This is a genomic window from Mycobacterium sp. (assembly GCF_035623875.1).
Classification (GTDB): Bacteria; Actinomycetota; Actinomycetes; order Mycobacteriales; family Mycobacteriaceae; genus Mycobacterium.
Genome location: NZ_DASPSP010000002.1, coordinates 1 through 17,555 on the forward strand (window position 1 = coordinate 1; position 17,555 = coordinate 17,555).

A 17,555-nucleotide genomic window follows, 5' to 3' on the forward strand; every position below is an offset into this window, starting at 1 on the left:
GATTCGACGTGCGCACCCCGCCCAAGACTCTCGACGAGATGTATGCCTGTGCGGCGAACGAAGCCGAACGTACGGCCATCCATCAGATGCTGTTCGGCTCGGCGATGGACGCCATCGACCGCTACCTGCCGGACAAAGACAAACACGCAATCCTGCGCGGAATGCTGGCGTTTCTGGCGGTTAACTCCACCTATCGCGGCCCGTACACCCCCGGCAGTGCCACCTGCCTGGCCTTTGCGCTCGCGGTGCCCGACGACAGCACCGCGATGATGACCAAGCTCGCCGGTGGTATCGGAGCGCTCACCGAACACCTGCACGCTCTGTTCGTCTCCCATGGCGGGGAGATCCGCTTCCGGACCAAAGCCGAGAAAATCCTCGTGGAAAACGACCATGTCACCGGCGTACGACTCCGCGACGGGTCCGCGATCGGCGCACCTGTCGTGGTGTCCAACCTCGCACCCGATCTCACCTGCACCGACCTCGTCGGCGCGGAGAACTTGCCTCCGGACTTGATCGCCCGGCTCAGCGGTCGCGATCATCGCGCGGCATTTGTCCAGATACATTTCGCTCTCGACGGCCTGCCGCAGTTCGCTCCGCCATACGAGCTACTCAACGAACCCGGCATGCAGCAGTCCATCGGGATCTTCGGCTCACCCGAAGAACAGCAACGCCAGTGGGAGATGTGCACCCGCGGCTTGCTGCCCGACAATCCATCGCTAGGTATGCAGATACCGTCATGCCTGGACCCCGGCCTGGCGCCGCCCGGCAAGCATGCCGCGAGCGCATTTGCCTACGCGTTCCCCGTCGAAGCGAGCCGCGACCAGCACGGGCGTTTGAAAAACGAGATGGCGCAACGGGTTATCGACAAGATCACCCGCTATGCGCCCAACTTCCGCGACATCGTCATCCGGCATATCACCTTTGCGCCCTATCACATGCAAACAATGTTCGGCGCCCCGTCCGGCGATTTCTGCCACGGCCTGCTGCATCCGGATTTGATGGGACAAAACCGGCCCGGACCCAAGGGCTTTATCGACCTGCCGATTCCGGTCGATGGGCTGTACCTGGCAAGCGCCGGGTGTCACGGCGGCCCGGGCATCACCTTCACTCCCGGCTACAACGCCGCGTATCAAGTGCTCGACGATCAGGCGTCAAGGCCTCCGCTTCGTCCAGCCGGGAAATGAGTTTTGTGACATCTGTGACTGATGGCACCCCGTGGGAATGAAAGGCTAGGAAAAGCGGTTGTGAAGTCGCGCAACACGCTCGACCGATTCGGTCACATGACCGTCGTTTCCGTAGACTGCATAACGTCACCACCTGCCCCCAAGGGAGCCGCCCTACCGTGACCGCCCAGCAGCCACTGCCCGAGGAGAACCCGCCCGGCGAAGAATGCGGTGTGTTCGGCGTATGGGCCCCCGGCGAAGAAGTCGCCAAACTCACCTACTACGGGCTGTATGCGCTGCAGCACCGAGGCCAGGAGGCCGCAGGCATCGCCGTCGCAGACGGGTCCCAGGTGCTGGTCTTCAAAGACCTCGGTCTGGTCAGTCAGGTTTTCGACGAGCAGACCCTGGCGGCGATGGAGGGCCACGTCGCAATCGGGCACTGCCGATATTCCACCACCGGCCAAACCACTTGGGAGAACGCGCAACCGGTATTCCGCAACACAGCGGCCGGCACCGGGGTGGCGTTGGGCCACAACGGCAATCTAGTGAACAGCGCCGAGCTCGTCGCGCGTGCTCGCGCCGCGGGATTGATGAACACCCGGGTTCCCTGCGCGGCCACCACCGACTCCGACATGCTGGGCGCACTGCTGGCCCACGGTGCGGCCGATTCCACCCTGGAACAGGCCGCGCTGGAACTGTTGCCGACAGTGCGTGGTGCCTTCTGCCTGACGTTCATGGACGAGAACACCCTGTACGCCGCGCGCGACCCGTACGGCGTCCGGCCGCTGTCCCTGGGACGGCTGGACCGTGGCTGGGTGGTGGCCTCCGAGACCGCCGCTCTGGACATCGTCGGCGCCTCGTTCGTCCGCGACATCGAGCCGGGCGAACTCCTGGCGATCGACGCCGACGGTGTCCGGTCGACTCGCTTCGCCAACCCCGAGCCGAAAGGCTGCATTTTCGAGTACGTCTATCTGGCGCGTCCGGACAGCACGATCGCCGGCCGCTCGGTGCACGGCGCCCGGCTCGAGATCGGTCGTCGGCTGGCGCGTGAATGCCCGATCGACGCTGACCTGGTGATCGGCGTTCCGGAATCCGGTACCCCCGCCGCGGTCGGCTATGCGCAGGAGTCCGGCATCCCCTACGGGCAGGGTTTGATGAAGAACGCTTACGTCGGGCGGACCTTCATCCAGCCGTCGCAAACCATCCGCCAACTCGGAATCCGGCTGAAGCTCAACCCGCTCAAGGAGGTCATCCGCGGCAAGCGGCTCATCGTTGTCGACGACTCGATAGTGCGGGGTAATACCCAACGCGCTCTGGTCAGGATGCTTCGCGAGGCCGGCGCCGTAGAGGTGCATGTTCGCATCGCCTCGCCGCCGGTGAAATGGCCGTGCTTCTATGGCATCGACTTTCCGTCGCCGGCTGAGTTGATCGCGAACGCCGTCGAAGATGAAGACGAGATGCTCGAAGCAGTGCGGCATGCCATCAACGCAGACACGCTCGGATACATCTCGTTGCGGGGTCTGATCGCCGCGACCGAGCAACCCACCTCGCGGCTCTGCGCGGCCTGCTTCGATGGTAAGTATCCGATCGAGCTGCCCAGCGAGACTGCACTGGGCAAAAACGTCATCGAGCATATGCTTGCCACCACCGCGCGGGGAGCCGTGCGGGCCGACATCTCGGCCCGCGAAATCTCCCCGGAGGCGGAGCAGGCCTCCGTGCTGCGCCATCCCTAACTCGGCGGACAGGTAACCGATACCCGTGTTCGGCGCCGACCGGTAGCCTTTATCGACGATGGCCAACCTCACGAAGAAGTACCGAAAAGACCCGGCCGCCCCGGGCGTCACCTATGCATCGGCCGGAGTCGATATCGAAGCCGGAGACCGCGCCGTCGAACTGTTCAAGCCGCTGGCGTCCAAGGCCACCAGGCCCGAGGTACGCAGCAAGCTTGGCGGATTCGCCGGATTGTTTGCGCTGCGTAGCGATTACCGCGAGCCGTTGCTGGCGGCATCCAGCGACGGGGTGGGCACCAAGCTGGCCGTTGCGCAGGCGATGGACAAGCACGACACCGTCGGGCTGGACCTGGTCGCAATGGTGGTCGACGACCTGGTGGTGTGCGGCGCCGAGCCACTGTTCCTGCTGGACTACATCGCCTTGGGCCGGATCGTGCCGGAGCGGCTCAACGCGATCGTCGGCGGTATCGCCGAGGGGTGCATGCGTGCGGGTTGTGCGCTGCTCGGCGGCGAAACCGCCGAGCACCCCGGGCTGATCGAACCGGACCACTACGACATCTCGGCCACCGGCGTCGGCGTGGTCGAAGCCGACGACGTGCTTGGGCCCGACCGGGTCAAGCCGGGCGACGTCATTATCGCGATGGGGTCGTCCGGGCTGCACTCCAACGGATACTCGCTGGCCCGAAAAGTCCTGCTGGAGATCGACCGGGGCAACCTGGCCGGTTACGTCGAAGAGTTCGGCCGCACGCTGGGCGAAGAATTACTCGAGCCGACCATCATCTACGCCAAAGATTGTCTGGCGCTGGCCGCCGAAACCCAGGTCCGGACGTTCTGCCACGTGACCGGTGGCGGGTTGGCCGGCAACCTTGAACGCGTCATCCCGCACGGGCTGGTAGCCGAGGTCGATCGCGGCACGTGGACGCCGGCGCCGGTCTTCGCGATGATCGCCCAGCGCGGCCGCGTCTCGCGTGCCGAGATGGAAAAAACCTTCAACATGGGCGTCGGCATGATCGCCGTGGTGGCGCCGGAGGACACCGACCGGGCCCTGGCGATTTTGACTGCCCGGCATTTGGATTGCTGGGTGATAGGCGCAATCAACAAAGGCGGGAAAGAAGGGCCACGAGCCAGGCTCGTCGGACAGCATCCACGGTTCTAGAAATCCGGTTGAGGCGAACAATGCGGGCCGGAAATGGCCGCAGCTCGAGCTGGAAAATCAGAAGTCAGCGGCGCCAGTCGTCTTCAGCACTCCAGGGGTCTTCGCCGTCCGCCTGGTCGGCGTCGTCATCGCCCGACCCGGACAGCTCGCGCTGAAGCCGCTCGAAATCGGTCTGCGGTGAGCTGTATTTAAGTTCTCGAGCAACCTTGGTCTGCTTCGCCTTAGCCCGGCCGCGGCCCATGGGGGAACCCCCTCGCGCAATAACGGAGCGGCCCAACAAGTAGGCGGCTCCGATCTTTTGTCTTTATTGTCCTGCCGACAGCTTACCGTGCCCAATGGTTGTCTGCTGTTGCGCCCCGCACCCTGTGCAACACGCCGCGCAGACGGTCATCGCGCCGTTCCCCTCAGTCGCTCGACGGCCACCCGTCCGGCGCCGGGCCCCTCGAGCGGCGGCAGCGAGTCGGCGTCGATCGTCGCGGGGACCTCCGCGTCGCCGCCGGTGATCAGGGCGGTTTCGGCCGGTATTCCTCGCTTGAGTAGCGCGAGCGCCACCGGGCCCAGATCGACGTGTTCGACCACGGTTCCCAGCCGGCCCACCGCGCGACCGTTGGCCAGCACCGCATCGCCGGTAGCGGGTCGGTCCGCCGACCCGTCCAGGTGCAGCAACACCAGCATGCGGGGCGGTTTGCCCAGGTTGTGCACTCGCGCAACGGTTTCCTGCCCGCGGTAGCAGCCTTTGTCGAGGTGGACGGCTCCGAGTCCTGGGCCGCCGATCCAACCCACTTCGTGCGGGATCGTGCGTTCGTCGGTGTCGACACCGAGCCGTGGCCGCAGGGCCGCCACCCGGTGGGCTTCATAGGCCCATACTCCGGCCGGGCGCAGCCCAGCCTGCGTCAAACGACGCTGCACGTCGGCGGAATCGCGTCGGTCGACCACCACGTCCAGCTCGAGTTGGCCCTCTCGCGCCCCGATCATCCGGCGCACGAAGCCACTACCGGTCATCGGCACCGCGGTCATCTCGGCGGGCAACGCGTCGATTCCCAGCGCCTCGAGCACGGCAGGTTCGGCCAGCTTCGGCCCCAGCAGCGAGAGCACGGCGAGGTCGGCGGGAGCAGGAGTCACCTCCGACCAGAACACCATCTTGCGCAGGTAATCCAACAGCGGCTCGCCCCGCCATGGCTCGGTGTCCAGGTAGGTCACGCCGCCGAGCTCGGTTTGAACCCAGTGATCTTCGACCCGGCCCTGTCCGTCCAGGCTGAGGTTTTGCGTGCTCGCGCCATCGGGGAGTTCACTGACGTGCTGCGTCGAGATGCTGTGCAGCCAGGTTTGTCGGTCGGCACCGGTCAGTGTGAGCACGCGACGATGCGAGCGGTCGACCAGCACCGCGCCGGTTTCGGCTGCACGTTGTTCACCCAGTGGGTCGCCGTAATGCCAGGTCGCGCCGGCGTCGGGTCCGGTTTCGGGGGCAGGAACGGCGGACACACATCAACTCTACGGGCCCACGGCTATAGGCTTCTGATCCATGACAGGCCAGCCGGGCGTGGTCGTCACGCTCGACGGCGAGGTACATCCGCCGGGGACGCCACTCCTGTTCGCCGACGACCTCGCCGTGGTGCGTGGCGACGGCGTATTTGAGACATTGCTGGTCCGCGACGGCGGCGCATGCCTGGTGGAGGCACATCTGGGCCGGCTGAGCCACTCGGCCAAACTGCTGGACCTGCCGGAGCCGGACCTGGCGGGCTGGCGGCACGCGATCGACCTGGCGGCGCGACAGTGGGCGGCGGACACCGCCGACGAAGGTGCGATGCGCTTGGTCTACAGCCGCGGCCGGGAACGCGGCTCGGCGCCCACCGCCTACGTGACCGTCAATCCGATCGCCGACCGGATAGCCGCCGCCCGTCGCGACGGGGTGGCCGCCGTGACGTTGCCCCGTGAGCTGCCCGCCACGGGCATCGAGGCGATGCCCTGGCTACTCGCCGGCGCTAAGACGCTGTCCTACGCCATCAATATGGCCGCTCTGCGCCATGCCGCCCGGCAGGGCGCCGGTGACGTCATCTTCGTCAGCTCGGACGGCTACGTTCTGGAGGGCCCTCGTTCGACGGTGGTGATCGCCGTCGATGGAGCAGCCGGCGACGACCTCTGCCTGCTGACCCCGCCGCCGTGGTTTCCGATCCTGCGCGGAACCACGCAGCAGGCGCTGTTCGGCGTCGCCCGCGCCAAGGGCTACGACTGTGACTACCGCGCTCTGCGGGTGGCTGATCTGTTTGCAGCGCAAGGAATTTGGTTGGTATCGAGCATGACGCTGGCGGCGCGTGTCCACACGCTCGACGGCCGGGTATTGCCGAGCGCCCCGATGGCGGCGGAGTTCGCCGAGCTTGTCGACGCCGCCATTGTCAGCGATCGCTGAAATCGGTTGTCGGCGCGGCGGTGAGCGAGTACGGTCGGCCGTACACAGGGAAGGAGGTGGTCCGCGAAATTGATAGCTTTATGGACTTGTGAGGTGGCTGCCCGCTAGCTGCACCGGGCGAGGAATCACCTGCGCGCGCTGGCGAATTCCCCGCAGCCACCCGGCCCCCGAGCCTCCGGTCTGTCCAACCAGGAACTACGGCTCGGGGGCTGCCCATTTCTAGGGTCAGCGTGCGAACCCAAACACCCTCTGCGGCAGCGGATATGCGGCTGTCCGGGCGTGGCGACGGCGCTGGCCCGCCGCCGTTACGGCGTCACCTTGGCGGCCATCTGATCGGCGATCTCGCCGCCTTCGGGGTTGACTGATTCAGGTGAGGTAAGCATCCCGGCCGACGACTTCGTTCCACTGGGCTTCGCCGCCGCCGAGGTCTTCGTCGAACCAAACCTGTTGGCGTGCCCGCGAGGAACAGGCAAACCGCGATGCGGCGATAACGATCGTGGCGCTGGTCGGCCAGCGTTCGGCTGCACCTGCTAGCGCGGGCTAGCCGGCGAACCGCAGGAGCCGCGCCGACAAATGCGGGACCAACCCGCCGTCGGCGTCCACCCGTTCTTCCACGTAGGCCAAATCGCCACCCTCGACGATGCCGTAGAGCCGCTTGGCACCGCCGACCAGCACACCAGAGCGACTGCGGGCCAGGGCATCGGTGACCAATTCCCATGACGACTGGTTGAGCGGACGCCCGTAAAACAGCTCGACGTAACCGGCGGAGTGCGCCAACAGCAACTCGATGGCCTGTGACTCGCTCGGGTCGTGGGGATCGGTAACGAAGCGCCAGTAACCGGTTTCACGCAAGTCGGGTCCTTGGTAGTCGCCCGATTCGGTGAGCCGCCAGGACCGGGCCTCCCAGTTCAGATAGTCGCCGCCGTCGTGCGAGACCACGATCTGCTGCCCGAACCGGTAGTCGCCGTCGGCCCCGCGGCCTTCTCCTTCGCCGCGCCAGACGCCGACCAGGGGAAGCAACGCCAGCAAGGCGTCATTCAGGTTGGCGCCTTCGCGCAGGTTCGCGGTGTCCGCGGGGATGGGCAGATCGTCGAAGACCGGGATGTTGCGGGTGGCAGTCACCTTGGCGCGCTGGGCGGCTGCGGCCACAGCACGGTCCCCGGAACCGGGCGGACGGGCCGCTTCGCCACCGGCGTCAGCGCTGGAGGTCATGCGCCGCTCTCCCCAGCAAGCGGGCGGGGGTACCCCCACCGCATCGCTGCGCTCTGCATCGTCGCCGGCGCGTCACGACTCGTCAGTGATCAGCCGATACAGCGTGTACAGCGCGAACCAGGAGATCGCCACGACCGACGCGACCAGCATGATCTCGAAGAACAAAACCACGGCAACGAGTCTAGTCGGCGACGGCGCTGCGACTGGCCGGGAAGACCGGTCAGGCGATCTTGACGTCGACCTCGTGAATCCCCGCGCCCGACGGGGTCACCACCGCGTCGCCGTTACCCGCCGCCGACAGCGCGCGCAGCGTCCAGGATCCTGGTGCGGCGAAGAACCGGAAGTCGCCGGTGGCTGACGCGACGACCTCGGCGGTGAACTCATCGGAGGAGTCCAACAGACGCACGAACGCGCCGCCGACGGCCTGACCGTCGGCGTCGACGACCCGACCGGAGATCACCGTCTCCTTTTCCAGGTCGACCCCGGCTGGCAACGTCTGTCCTTGCTTCGGTGCAGAGCACATATCAGCTTCCCAACTCGATCGGGGCGCCCACCAGGGAGCCGTATTCCGTCCAACTGCCGTCGTAGTTCTTGACGTTTTGGTGTCCGAGCAACTCGCGCAGCACGAACCAGGTGTGTGATGATCGCTCACCGATCCGGCAATACGCGATGGTCTCTTTCGACCCGTCAAAACCGGCGTCGGCGTACAGCTTGGCCAGGTTGTCGTCGGACTTGAAGGTGCCGTCCTCGTTGGCGGCCTTACTCCACGGCACGTTGATCGCTCCGGGGATGTGGCCGGGCCGTTGGCTTTGCTCCTGCGGCAGATGGGCCGGCGCCAGGATCTTGCCGGAGAACTCGTCGGGGGAGCGCACGTCGACCAGGTTTTTCACGCTGATCGCGGCGAGCACCTCGTCACGGAACGCCCGGATGCTGCTGTCGGGCGCCTTCGCGGTGTACGACGTCGCGGGCCGCGTCACGGTGTCCTTCGATAGCGGGCGCCCGTCGAGCTCCCACTTCTTCCGGCCACCGTCGAGCAGCTTGACGTTGTCGTGGCCGTACAGCTTGAAGTACCAGTAGGCATAGGCCGCGAACCAGTTGTTGTTGCCGCCGTAGAGGATCACGGTGTCGTCGTTGGCGATACCGCGGTCACTCAGCAGCTTGGAGAACTGCTCGGCATCGACGAAGTCACGCCGCACCGGGTCTTGCAGGTCGGTACGCCAGTCCAGCTTGACTGCGCCGGCGATGTGGCCGCCGTCGTAGGCGCTGGTGTCCTCGTCGACCTCAACGAAGACGACGTGGTCGGCATCGAGATTGCTCTCGGCCCAGTCGGCGGAGACCAGGACGTCGGAGCGTGCCATATTGGGGATCCTTTCGGGAGTTATGCGTGCTCAGAAGTAACGGGGGTGGGCCTTAGCCGCGCGACGAGCGGGTAGAGCTGGCAGCCCAGGCAGATCCCGAAAGCCGCGTTGAGGAAAGCCGCCACCAGTGCTCCCGCGGTGGCGATGACGCCGACCAGGGGTGCGCCGGCGGCGAACCCGGCCGTACCGACCACGGCGAAGATCAAGCCGACCAGTTGGGCGAACTTCAGCGGCGGCACCGGCTCCCGTTCGCGGACCGGCGCGATGCGTGGGGCGACAAGTTTGGCAAACACCAGTCCGTAGGGGTGACGACGCGGGCCGCCCGCGGCACCGATCGCGAAGATGACGGACTGCAGGCCGAGAATGACTGCGGCGGCCAGCGAGCTCACTCCCGAGACGAGGAGCGTGATCACCAGCACAACGGTGGTGACCCAGGCCGCGAAACGCGGCCCTCGAACATCGACCTGGTCGGCGGTTTTGGGGCTGGACACGATGCTGCTCCTAGCTGCTCTGTGCACGGACATGGGGGAGGCGCGCCATGGGGTTTGTTCCTGGCTGCTCCGAGCGCGGCGCGAGAAGGCGCGGCTACTCAGCAGCTACAACAACAGCAGCCCGCAACGCGGCACAGGTCGACTGCGCGGCGCTTGGTGAGCAGAAGCTCGAGGCGGGCGGACACGTCGGACAGCTTACCCAATGGCCGCACCATCAAGCCAACAGCGGAGCCAGCGCCGACCGCAGGTCATCGGCTTTCGGTACGCCCGCGGCGCGGTATCGCTGACGCCCCCCGGCATCGAAGACGAAAATGGTGGGCAGCGACAACACCGAAAGACGTCGCGCGGCGGTCGGGTTGGCGTCCATGTCGATTTCCACGTGCGCGACGTCGCCGAGGTCCTCGCACACCTGGGTGACGACACGGCGTACCTGGGTGCACGGCGAACACCACGGGGCGCTGAAATGCAGGACGGTCGGTCCGTGAGCCGACAGGCCCAAGTCGCTGGTGTCCACTTCGCCGGCCGTTCCGGAATCGATCGCCCGGACATGACCGGCGCGCCGGTTCAGCAGCCACCCGACGACGGCCGCCACCGCCAGTGCCCCCACAACCGCCACGATCGCTGAAATCATGCCCGGTTAAACCCGTCGAGAGTGATGGTTAATCCCGTGGTGATGCCCTCGATGATCACGTCGGAGCCGCGGGCGCCCTGGCTCGTCGGCGTCACCCCGAACGGAAGTTTCTGGTCGGGCAGCCGGCCGGCGAATGCGGCCAGCACCGCGTCACGCTTGTCGTCGGGAACCTTCTGGTTGGCGGTGTTCGGGCCGGTCAGGACGCCGGTGGGAGTGAACACCAGGGTGGTCTTGTCCTCGCCGGCTATGGACAGGTCCACGGCCACGCTGACCCGTTTGTCGAAGTGGGCCGATTTCGGGGTGCCGGTGAACACCAGACCGTGGCTGCCGGAGATCCCCGATTCGGTGGTGCCGCCGGTCGCGTTGTTGGTTTCCTGCTGCGGCGCCTCGACCATCAGGTCATGGATGCCCAGGTAGCGGCCAAGGTGCAGCGAGCCGATGATGATCCGGCTCTCCAGCTTGCCGACCCGAAGCTTGGCATCGGGCCGGATCAGCCATGACGTGTCGGTCAGGTCGATCGAGTGCATGGTGGCCTCCAGCGTGGCCTTGCCGATCACTGGACGGTCGACCGCGCTGGCCTTGATTTCCACTTCGTTGTAGTGGTCCCGCATCGCCTGCGGGATTACCGGGAAGCCGAGGATCGCGACGAATGGGTCGAATCCCAGGTGCGCGGCATCACGCACTGTGCGGGCCAGCCGATACTCCGCGTAGATGGTGGTTCCAAAGTCGACGGCTGCGGCTCCGACGAGCACGACCACGGCCGCGAGTAGCACCGCCGCGGCACCGACCAGCACTTTGCGCATTCGCACATTGTGGCGTACCGCGCCGTCCGTGCCGCTCTGGAGCCGCTCTGGAATGGTCTGCCCGGATCCTCGGCGGACCGTTCCGGTCTGCATCGTCCCCGCGCTGAACACCAGCCTCCACGCTATCGTTAAATAACCTGGCCGATAACTTCACATCTCGCACATCTCGCAAATGAATTTGGGAGACGCCTTTCCCACGACGCTGGAGGGGCTTGTTGGACCTACTATTGCTGACCGCGGAGCCGCACCCGGACGTGGTCCTGCCGTCGTTGTCGCTGCTCGCCCATACCGTGCGCACAGCGCCGCCCGACGTCTCTTTCCTGCTGGAAGCGGGTAGCGCGGACATACTGATCATCGACGCACGACTCGACCTGCCGGCAGCCCGTGGGCTATGCCGGTTGCTGGGCTCGACGGGCCGCTCAATTCCGGTGGTGGTGGTGGTGAACGAGGGCGGCCTGGTGGCCGTTAACGCCGATTGGGGTCTGGACGAGATTCTGCTGCCCAGCACCGGGCCCGCAGAGATCGATGCCCGGCTGCGGTTGCTCATCGGTCGGCGGGGCAGCCTGCAGGATCAGGAGAGCGTGGGCAAGATCACTCTTGGCGAACTGATGATCGACGAGAGCACCTACACCGCCCGGTTGCGCGGACGCCCGCTGGACCTCACCTACAAGGAATTCGAACTGCTGAAGTACCTGGCGCAGCATGCCGGCCGGGTATTCACCCGGGCACAGCTGTTGCACGAGGTGTGGGGCTACGATTTCTTCGGCGGCACCCGCACGGTCGACGTACACGTGCGCCGGCTGCGGGCCAAGCTTGGGCCGGAGCACGAATCGCTGATCGGCACGGTACGCAACGTGGGTTACAAAGCGGTCCGCCCGACCCGCGGCCGGCTACCGGGCGGCGAGCCCGCCGTCGACGACAACGAGCACGATGCAGATAGTCGCCAAGACGCGCTGGTCGATCCGTTACGCAGCCAGTGACGTCACTCCGGTGGCGGGTGGTGCTGGCCGCAGAAGAACAGCAGCAGATACGTGAACTCGTCAGCGTGGCAGGGCAATTCGATGAGGTGGCACCCGTCGGCGAGCAGGTTCTGCGGGAGTTGGCATATCAGCGCACCGAGCACCTGCTGGCCATCGGTCGCGATCCAACCGGCGGCGAACGAGTCATCGGTTACCTGAACCTTTCTCCAGGGCAGGAGAATGCGGCCGCCATGGCGGAGTTGGTGGTGCATCCGCACGTCCGCCGACGCGGTATCGGGTCCGCAATGATTCATGCAGCATTGTCCAAAACAGCTGGGCGGAACCGATTTTGGGCGCATGGCACGCTGGAGTCGGCGCGGGCGACCGCCTCAACGTTAGGTCTGGTGCCGGTTCGCGAACTCATTCAGATGCGCCGCTCGTTGCACGGCGTCACCGAGCCGGTCGTGCCCGACGGGGTACGCATTCGGACCTATGCCGGACCCGCGGACGACGCCGAGCTGCTGCGGGTCAACAACGCCGCCTTCGCGGAGCACCCCGAACAGGGCAGCTGGACTGCAACGGATCTGGCCGAGCGACGCGCTGAACCTTGGTTCGACCCCGAAGGCCTGTTCCTGGCCGTCGACGAGCAGACGAACACCCTGCTTGGCTTCCATTGGACGAAAGTGCACGCGCAAGAGCCTGGCCTGGGCGAGGCCTATGTCGTCGGCGTCGATCCGTCAGCGCAGGGCAGCGGTCTGGGCGGCCTGCTGACCTCGGTCGGCGTCGCGTTTCTGGCGCGGCAATTGGCCGGAGCAGAACAACCTACCGTGATGCTCTATGTCGAGTCGGACAACACCGCCGCGCTGCGGACCTATCGGCGCCTGGGATTCACCCAACACAGCGTCGACACTGCATATGCGGCTAGACCAGGCACCACCAGCGGCGGTTCTGGCGGTCGCTGAGCTGTTCACTCCGCGTTCACGCGTCGGGTGGGTGCCGTCTACGCCCAGCGCATACTTTCCGGGTAATCCGGCTACCTCCGCCGGGATGGTCAATCGCAGACAAAATCATTGAGAAAGCGAGATCAGTGAAGCTCGACCCGATGGGCAGAGCGCTAGTGGCCGCGGTGTCGACGGCAATGATCGCGGGCGTGATGTCGACCGGCTGTGGAAGCGATAACAACCTGCACGGTATGTCGGCGCCGACGGGACGGGTGAACTGTGGCGGTAAGAGCGCCCTGACCGCTGAAGGTTCCACGGCTCAGCAAAACGCCATCGCGTTGTTCAACGAGGATTGGGCTGCGCTGTGTTCTGGCAAGCAGTTGGCATACAACCCGACCGGATCGGGCGCCGGACGCGAGCAGTTCATCGCCGCGCATGTGGATTTCGCCGGCTCGGACTCACCGCTGAGCCGCGACCAGATCGATCCGGCCACCAAGCGCTGCGACGGAAACCCCGCCTGGCATCTGCCGCTTGTTTTCGGGCCGGTCGCGGTTGCCTACCATCTGGACGGTGTCAAGCAGCTGGTTGTCAGCGCTGATGTGCTGGCCAAGATCTTCAGCGGCTGGATCACTAATTGGAATGACCCGGCCATCGTCGAACTCAACCCCGGTGTGGCGCTGCCCTATACCAGGATCTCGCCTGTCTACCGTTCGGACTCCTCAGGTACCACCGACAACTTTCAGAAGTACCTGGCCGCGGCCGCCCCGAAAAGCTGGACCAGAGGCACCGGCAGCGAGTTTCAGGGCGGCGTGGGTGAGGGCACACAGAAGTCCGCCGGCGTCATCCAGGCCGTGCAGTCCACCTCCGGTGCCATCGGTTACGTCGAGAAAGGCTCCGCCGACCAAACCGGTGTGCCGTACGCGCAGATCAACGACGGCAGCGGTGCGGTGACGCTTACCGACGAGGCCGCTCGTAAGGCCATCGACGGCGCCACCTTCGCCGGCGTGGGCAACGATTTGAAACTGAATCTGAAATCGCTTTACCGCACCGAAGCGGCCGGTGCTTACCCGCTGGTGCTCGCTACCTACGAGATTGTCTGCTCCAAGGGTTACGATCCCGCGACCACCGCCGCGATCAAGTCGCTCTTGACCGTGGCCGCCGACAATGCTCAAAGTGGTCTTTCGGCCGCCGGGTATGTTCCATTGCCGGATAAGTTCAAACGCCGCTTGGTCGCCGCGATCAACGCAATCCAGTGATCACCCGATTGATTTGCGGCCGAGCGCTTTTGATTGATGGGAACACCGTGACGACACCAAATCCAGCCGATGCCGGTTCGGGTGAGGTCGTCGCTGCGGCTTCCCTCGGGTCGTCGGCTCCCCCAACCCTGCCACGGGGCAGCATCAGCCCCCGTCGTGGTGACCGGCTGTTTCTCGGCCTGTCCGAGGGCTCCGGCGTCCTGATCGTCGTGTTGATCGCCGCAATCGGAGTGTTTCTGCTCATGCGTGCGATTCCGGCCCTGGCACGCGACCAGGAGAATTTCTTCACGTATGGCGGCAACTGGGTCACCACGAACACTTCGGCGATGCGTTTCGGCATCTTCGACATGCTGCAGGTGACGGTGTTCGTGGCATTCTTCGCCCTGAGCCTGGCGATGCCGGTTGCCCTGGGCATCGCGATTTTCCTCACCCAATACTCACCGCGCCGTATCGCCGGACCACTGGCCTACATGGTTGACCTGCTCGCGGCGGTCCCGTCGATCATCTACGGGGTCTGGGGTCTGTACGTGCTGGCACCGCGGCTGCGACCGCTCGCGACCTGGCTCAATGAACACCTGGGCGGGCTTTTTCTCTTCGCGAGCGGCAACGTCTCGGTTTCTGGTGGTGGCACCATCTTCACCGCCGGGATCGTGCTGGCCGTGATGATTCTGCCGATCATCACCGCCGTCACCCGCGAAGTGTTCCTCAAAACGCCGCAGAGCCACATCGAGGCTGCGCTGGCGCTCGGCGCCACCCGCTGGGAGGTGGTCAAGACCACCGTGTTGCCGTTCGGACGCACCGGCTACATCAGCGGCGCCATGTTGGGCCTGGGCCGAGCGCTGGGTGAGACCGTCGCATTGCTGATCATTTTGCGCGGTACCCAGGCGGCGTTCGGCTGGTCGCTGTTTGACGGCGGCTACACCTTCGCGACCAAGATCGCGGCCACCGCAGCGGAATTCAACAACCAGTACAAAGCCGGCGCTTATATCGCCGCAGGATTGGTGCTTTTCCTGCTCACCTTCGTGGTCAATGCATTGGCGCGCGCGGCTGTCGCCGGCAGGGACACCCGATGACGTCGATGCTGGACCGCCCACTGAAGGCGCGCACACTCGCCACCGTCAGCCTGCGCCGACAGCTGGCCGATTCGATAGCGACCGTGCTGGTGACGCTGTCGGTGGTGGTGGCCCTGATCCCGCTGGTTTGGCTGCTCTATTCGGTGGTGGCCAAAGGCTTTAGCGCCGTTAGGTCAAGCGTGTGGTGGACGCATTCCCAAGCCGACATGACCGCATTCTTATCCGGAGGCGGCGCCTACCATGCCATCGTCGGGACGCTCATGCAGGGCGTGGTATGCGCGGTCATCTCCGTACCGATCGGCATATTTGTCGCGATCTATCTGGTCGAGTACGGTGGCGCCTCCCCGCTGGGGAAGCTGACCACGTTCACGGTGGACATCCTGACCGGCGTCCCGTCAATCGTGGCCGCGCTGTTCATCTATGCACTGTGCATTGCCACGCTTGGCTTTCCCCGGTCCGGTTTCGCGGTGTCGTTGGCGTTGGTGCTGCTGATGCTTCCGGTGATCGTGCGCGCGACCGAAGAGATGCTGCGGGTCGTCCCGGAGGACCTGCGCGAGGCCAGTTTCGCGCTGGGCGTGCCGAAGTGGAGAACGATCACCAGAATCGTGCTTCCAGCCGGGCTGTCCGGCATTATCACCGGTGTCATGTTGGCACTGGCCAGGGTGATGGGGGAGACCGCCCCGCTGCTAATCCTGGTGGGCTATTCGCGGGCGATGAACTTCAACATGTTCACCGGCTTCATGGGGTCGCTGCCAGGCATGATGTACGACCAGACCGCCGCGGGCGCGGGTGCCAACCCGATTCCCACCGACCGACTGTGGGGCGCTGCGCTGACGCTGATTTCGTTGATCGCCGTCATTAATGTGGGGGCGAGGGTAGTTGCGAGAATTTTCTTTACACCCGAGATGCGAGGCAGGAGCTGACGTGGCTAAGCGGTTAGACCTCAAGGACGTCAACATTTACTACGGCTCGTTTCGTGCGGTCGCTGACGTTTCGCTATCGGTCCTGCCCCGCAGCGTGACGGCCTTCATCGGCCCGTCTGGCTGCGGGAAGACCACTGTGCTGCGCATCCTGAACCGGATGCACGAAGTTATCCCCGGTGCCCGCATGGAGGGCTCCGTGCTGCTCGACGACGACGACATCTACGGCTCGGGGGTCGACCCGGTAGGCGTGCGTCGTGCGATCGGAATGGTGTTCCAGCGGCCGAATCCGTTCCCCACCATGTCAATTCGCGACAATGTTGTGGCCGGGCTGAAACTGCAGGGTGTGCGCAACCGGAAACTGCTCAGCGACACCGCGGAATACGCGCTGCGAGGTGCCAATCTGTGGGACGAGGTCAAGGACCGGTTGGACAGGCCGGGTGGCGGGTTGTCCGGCGGTCAGCAGCAGCGACTGTGTATCGCGCGGGCAATCGCCGTGCAACCCGATGTGCTGCTGATGGACGAGCCGTGCTCGTCGCTGGACCCGATTTCGACGATGGCGATCGAGGATCTGATCGCAGAGTTGAAACAGGAATACACCATCGTCATCGTCACTCATAACATGCAGCAAGCGGCGCGGGTCAGCGACCATACCGCTTTTTTCAACCTGGAGGGTGTCGGCAAGCCGGGCCGGTTGGTGGAGATCGACGACACCGAGAAGATCTTCTCCAACCCGGCTCAGAAGGCCACCGAAGACTACATCTCCGGCCGCTTCGGCTAGCCGGACTTGGCTACGGCCTCGTCATCAGGAAAGTGACCCGTCGCCTGGAAGATGACTCGGCGCGCCACCTCGACGGCGTGATCGGCGAACCTCTCGTAGAACCGGCCCAGCAATGTCACGTCGACCGCTGAGGCCACCCCGTGCTTCCACTCCCGATCCATTAATACGGTGAACAGGTGCCGGTGCAGGTCGTCCATCGCGTCGTCTTCTTCGCGGATGCGCGCGGCCTTTTCCGGGTCGCGGGATTCCAGCACTTCTTGCGCGCTGTTACCCAATTCCACGGCCACTCTGCCCATCTCGGCAAAATAACCGTTGACCTCTTCGGGCAGTGCGTGCTGCGGATGACGCCGGCGGGCGATCTTGGCGACGTGCAGGGCCAGCGCCCCCATCCGGTCGATGTCGGCGACCATTTGGATTGCGCTCACGATCGACCGAAGGTCGCCGGCGACGGGTGCTTGTAAGGCAAGCAATACGAAAGCGCTTTCCTCAGCATGGGTGCTCAGCTCTGCGATTTTTTCGTGGTCGGAGATGACCTGTTCGGCCAGCACCAGATCTGCCTGGAGCAGCGCCTGAGTTGCACGTTCCATCGCGACGCCGGCCAGCCCGCACATCTCTCCGAGCTGTTCGGAGAGCTCAGAAAGCTGCTCGTGGTAGGCGGTGCGCATGTAAGCCAG

Annotated in this window: 20 protein-coding genes; 10 read left to right on the forward strand and 10 right to left on the reverse strand. The window is 65.2% G+C overall.

Features of this window, described 5'->3' with window-relative positions; all coding sequences use genetic code 11:
* From VEI45_RS00020 to purM, 3 genes are all read left to right on the forward strand, one after another.
* The coding region (locus VEI45_RS00020) for an NAD(P)/FAD-dependent oxidoreductase (protein WP_324848882.1) at positions 1-1,184 on the forward strand (1,184 nt) is incomplete at its 5' end.
* 158 nt (positions 1,185-1,342) lie between these two features.
* On the forward strand, positions 1,343-2,896 hold the full coding sequence (gene purF / locus VEI45_RS00025; RefSeq protein ID WP_324848884.1) for an amidophosphoribosyltransferase: 1,554 nt from the start codon (positions 1,343-1,345) through the stop codon (positions 2,894-2,896).
* 58 nt (positions 2,897-2,954) lie between these two features.
* Positions 2,955-4,049, forward strand: a complete 1,095-nt coding sequence (gene purM / locus VEI45_RS00030; protein WP_324848886.1) for a phosphoribosylformylglycinamidine cyclo-ligase — start codon at positions 2,955-2,957, stop codon at positions 4,047-4,049.
* Between the two features lie 64 nt (positions 4,050-4,113).
* On the opposite strand, the gene VEI45_RS00035 is transcribed toward purM, so the two are convergent.
* Complete coding sequence (locus tag VEI45_RS00035; protein ID WP_324848888.1) at positions 4,114-4,290, reverse strand: DUF3073 domain-containing protein; 177 nt, start codon at positions 4,288-4,290, stop codon at positions 4,114-4,116.
* Positions 4,291-4,436: 146 nt separating this feature from the next.
* The gene (locus VEI45_RS00040) at positions 4,437-5,531 is read right to left on the reverse strand and encodes a folate-binding protein YgfZ (RefSeq protein ID WP_324848890.1); all 1,095 of its coding nucleotides are present in this window, start codon (positions 5,529-5,531) and stop codon (positions 4,437-4,439) included.
* A gap of 58 nt (positions 5,532-5,589) precedes the next feature.
* Between VEI45_RS00040 and VEI45_RS00045 the strand changes: the two genes are divergently transcribed.
* Positions 5,590-6,456 carry an aminodeoxychorismate lyase gene (locus tag VEI45_RS00045; RefSeq protein ID WP_324848935.1) on the forward strand — a complete coding sequence of 289 codons (867 nt, stop codon included), beginning with the start codon at positions 5,590-5,592 and terminating at the stop codon, positions 6,454-6,456.
* Between the two features lie 540 nt (positions 6,457-6,996).
* Here the strand turns inward: VEI45_RS00045 and VEI45_RS00050 are convergent.
* The 7 genes from VEI45_RS00050 to lmeA form a co-directional block, all read right to left on the reverse strand.
* Positions 6,997-7,668: an FABP family protein gene (locus VEI45_RS00050; RefSeq protein WP_324848892.1), complete on the reverse strand. Its 672-nt coding sequence runs from the start codon at positions 7,666-7,668 to the stop codon at positions 6,997-6,999.
* 220 nt (positions 7,669-7,888) lie between these two features.
* Positions 7,889-8,191 carry a DUF1416 domain-containing protein gene (locus VEI45_RS00055; RefSeq protein WP_324848894.1) on the reverse strand — a complete coding sequence of 101 codons (303 nt, stop codon included), beginning with the start codon at positions 8,189-8,191 and terminating at the stop codon, positions 7,889-7,891.
* Between the two features lies 1 nt (position 8,192).
* Positions 8,193-9,026 carry a sulfurtransferase gene (locus tag VEI45_RS00060; protein ID WP_324848896.1) on the reverse strand — a complete coding sequence of 278 codons (834 nt, stop codon included), beginning with the start codon at positions 9,024-9,026 and terminating at the stop codon, positions 8,193-8,195.
* A gap of 20 nt (positions 9,027-9,046) precedes the next feature.
* The gene (locus VEI45_RS00065; RefSeq protein WP_324848897.1) at positions 9,047-9,550 is read right to left on the reverse strand and encodes a DUF4395 domain-containing protein; all 504 of its coding nucleotides are present in this window, start codon (positions 9,548-9,550) and stop codon (positions 9,047-9,049) included.
* A 65-nt stretch (positions 9,551-9,615) separates the two neighbouring features.
* Positions 9,616-9,732, reverse strand: a complete 117-nt coding sequence (locus VEI45_RS26360; protein ID WP_414687362.1) for an Ms5788A family Cys-rich leader peptide — start codon at positions 9,730-9,732, stop codon at positions 9,616-9,618.
* On the reverse strand, positions 9,732-10,148 hold the full coding sequence (locus tag VEI45_RS00070; RefSeq protein ID WP_414687363.1) for a thioredoxin family protein: 417 nt from the start codon (positions 10,146-10,148) through the stop codon (positions 9,732-9,734). Before VEI45_RS00070 ends, VEI45_RS26360 begins: the two co-directional genes overlap by 1 nt.
* Positions 10,145-10,957 carry a mannan chain length control protein LmeA gene (gene lmeA, locus VEI45_RS00075; RefSeq protein ID WP_324848939.1) on the reverse strand — a complete coding sequence of 271 codons (813 nt, stop codon included), beginning with the start codon at positions 10,955-10,957 and terminating at the stop codon, positions 10,145-10,147. The genes VEI45_RS00070 and lmeA overlap by 4 nt, the downstream gene beginning before the upstream one ends.
* A 206-nt stretch (positions 10,958-11,163) precedes the next feature.
* Here lmeA and VEI45_RS00080 point away from each other — a divergent pair, with 206 nt between their 5' ends.
* From VEI45_RS00080 to pstB, 6 genes are all read left to right on the forward strand, one after another.
* A complete protein-coding gene (locus VEI45_RS00080; protein WP_324848899.1) occupies positions 11,164-11,931 on the forward strand; it encodes a response regulator transcription factor in 768 nt (255 codons plus the stop codon).
* Positions 11,928-12,872 (forward strand): mycothiol synthase, encoded by a 945-nt coding sequence (mshD, locus tag VEI45_RS00085; RefSeq protein WP_324848901.1) that lies wholly within the window; start codon positions 11,928-11,930, stop codon positions 12,870-12,872. Before VEI45_RS00080 ends, mshD begins: the two co-directional genes overlap by 4 nt.
* Before the next feature lie 125 nt (positions 12,873-12,997).
* Complete coding sequence (pstS, locus tag VEI45_RS00090; protein WP_414687364.1) at positions 12,998-14,107, forward strand: phosphate ABC transporter substrate-binding protein PstS; 1,110 nt, start codon at positions 12,998-13,000, stop codon at positions 14,105-14,107.
* A 47-nt stretch (positions 14,108-14,154) separates the two neighbouring features.
* Positions 14,155-15,180, forward strand: coding sequence for a phosphate ABC transporter permease subunit PstC (gene pstC, locus VEI45_RS00095; RefSeq protein ID WP_324848905.1), 1,026 nt, complete (start codon positions 14,155-14,157; stop codon positions 15,178-15,180).
* On the forward strand, positions 15,177-16,103 hold the full coding sequence (gene pstA, locus VEI45_RS00100; RefSeq protein ID WP_324848907.1) for a phosphate ABC transporter permease PstA: 927 nt from the start codon (positions 15,177-15,179) through the stop codon (positions 16,101-16,103). The genes pstC and pstA overlap by 4 nt, the downstream gene beginning before the upstream one ends.
* A gap of 1 nt (position 16,104) precedes the next feature.
* Positions 16,105-16,881: a phosphate ABC transporter ATP-binding protein PstB gene (gene pstB, locus VEI45_RS00105; protein WP_324848909.1), complete on the forward strand. Its 777-nt coding sequence runs from the start codon at positions 16,105-16,107 to the stop codon at positions 16,879-16,881.
* On the opposite strand, the gene phoU is transcribed toward pstB, so the two are convergent.
* Positions 16,878-17,546 (reverse strand): phosphate signaling complex protein PhoU, encoded by a 669-nt coding sequence (phoU, locus tag VEI45_RS00110; RefSeq protein ID WP_324848911.1) that lies wholly within the window; start codon positions 17,544-17,546, stop codon positions 16,878-16,880. The genes pstB and phoU overlap by 4 nt on opposite strands.
* Positions 17,547-17,555: the final 9 nt, after the last annotated feature.

What these genes read in the sequence shown, in the direction of transcription:
- VEI45_RS00055 (WP_324848894.1), bottom strand. Translation starts at nt 8,191, where the DNA reads ATGTGCTCTGCACCGAAGCAAGGACAGACGTTGCCAGCCGGGGTCGAC.
- VEI45_RS26360 (WP_414687362.1), bottom strand. Translation starts at nt 9,732, where the DNA reads ATGGTGCGGCCATTGGGTAAGCTGTCCGACGTGTCCGCCCGCCTCGAG.
- VEI45_RS00035 (WP_324848888.1), bottom strand. Translation starts at nt 4,290, where the DNA reads ATGGGCCGCGGCCGGGCTAAGGCGAAGCAGACCAAGGTTGCTCGAGAA.
- phoU (WP_324848911.1), bottom strand. Translation starts at nt 17,546, where the DNA reads ATGCGCACCGCCTACCACGAGCAGCTTTCTGAGCTCTCCGAACAGCTC.
- VEI45_RS00065 (WP_324848897.1), bottom strand. Translation starts at nt 9,550, where the DNA reads ATGTCCGTGCACAGAGCAGCTAGGAGCAGCATCGTGTCCAGCCCCAAA.
- purM (WP_324848886.1), top strand. Translation starts at nt 2,955, where the DNA reads ATGGCCAACCTCACGAAGAAGTACCGAAAAGACCCGGCCGCCCCGGGC.
- VEI45_RS00060 (WP_324848896.1), bottom strand. Translation starts at nt 9,026, where the DNA reads ATGGCACGCTCCGACGTCCTGGTCTCCGCCGACTGGGCCGAGAGCAAT.
- VEI45_RS00070 (WP_414687363.1), bottom strand. Translation starts at nt 10,148, where the DNA reads ATGATTTCAGCGATCGTGGCGGTTGTGGGGGCACTGGCGGTGGCGGCC.
- pstA (WP_324848907.1), top strand. Translation starts at nt 15,177, where the DNA reads ATGACGTCGATGCTGGACCGCCCACTGAAGGCGCGCACACTCGCCACC.
- VEI45_RS00050 (WP_324848892.1), bottom strand. Translation starts at nt 7,668, where the DNA reads ATGACCTCCAGCGCTGACGCCGGTGGCGAAGCGGCCCGTCCGCCCGGT.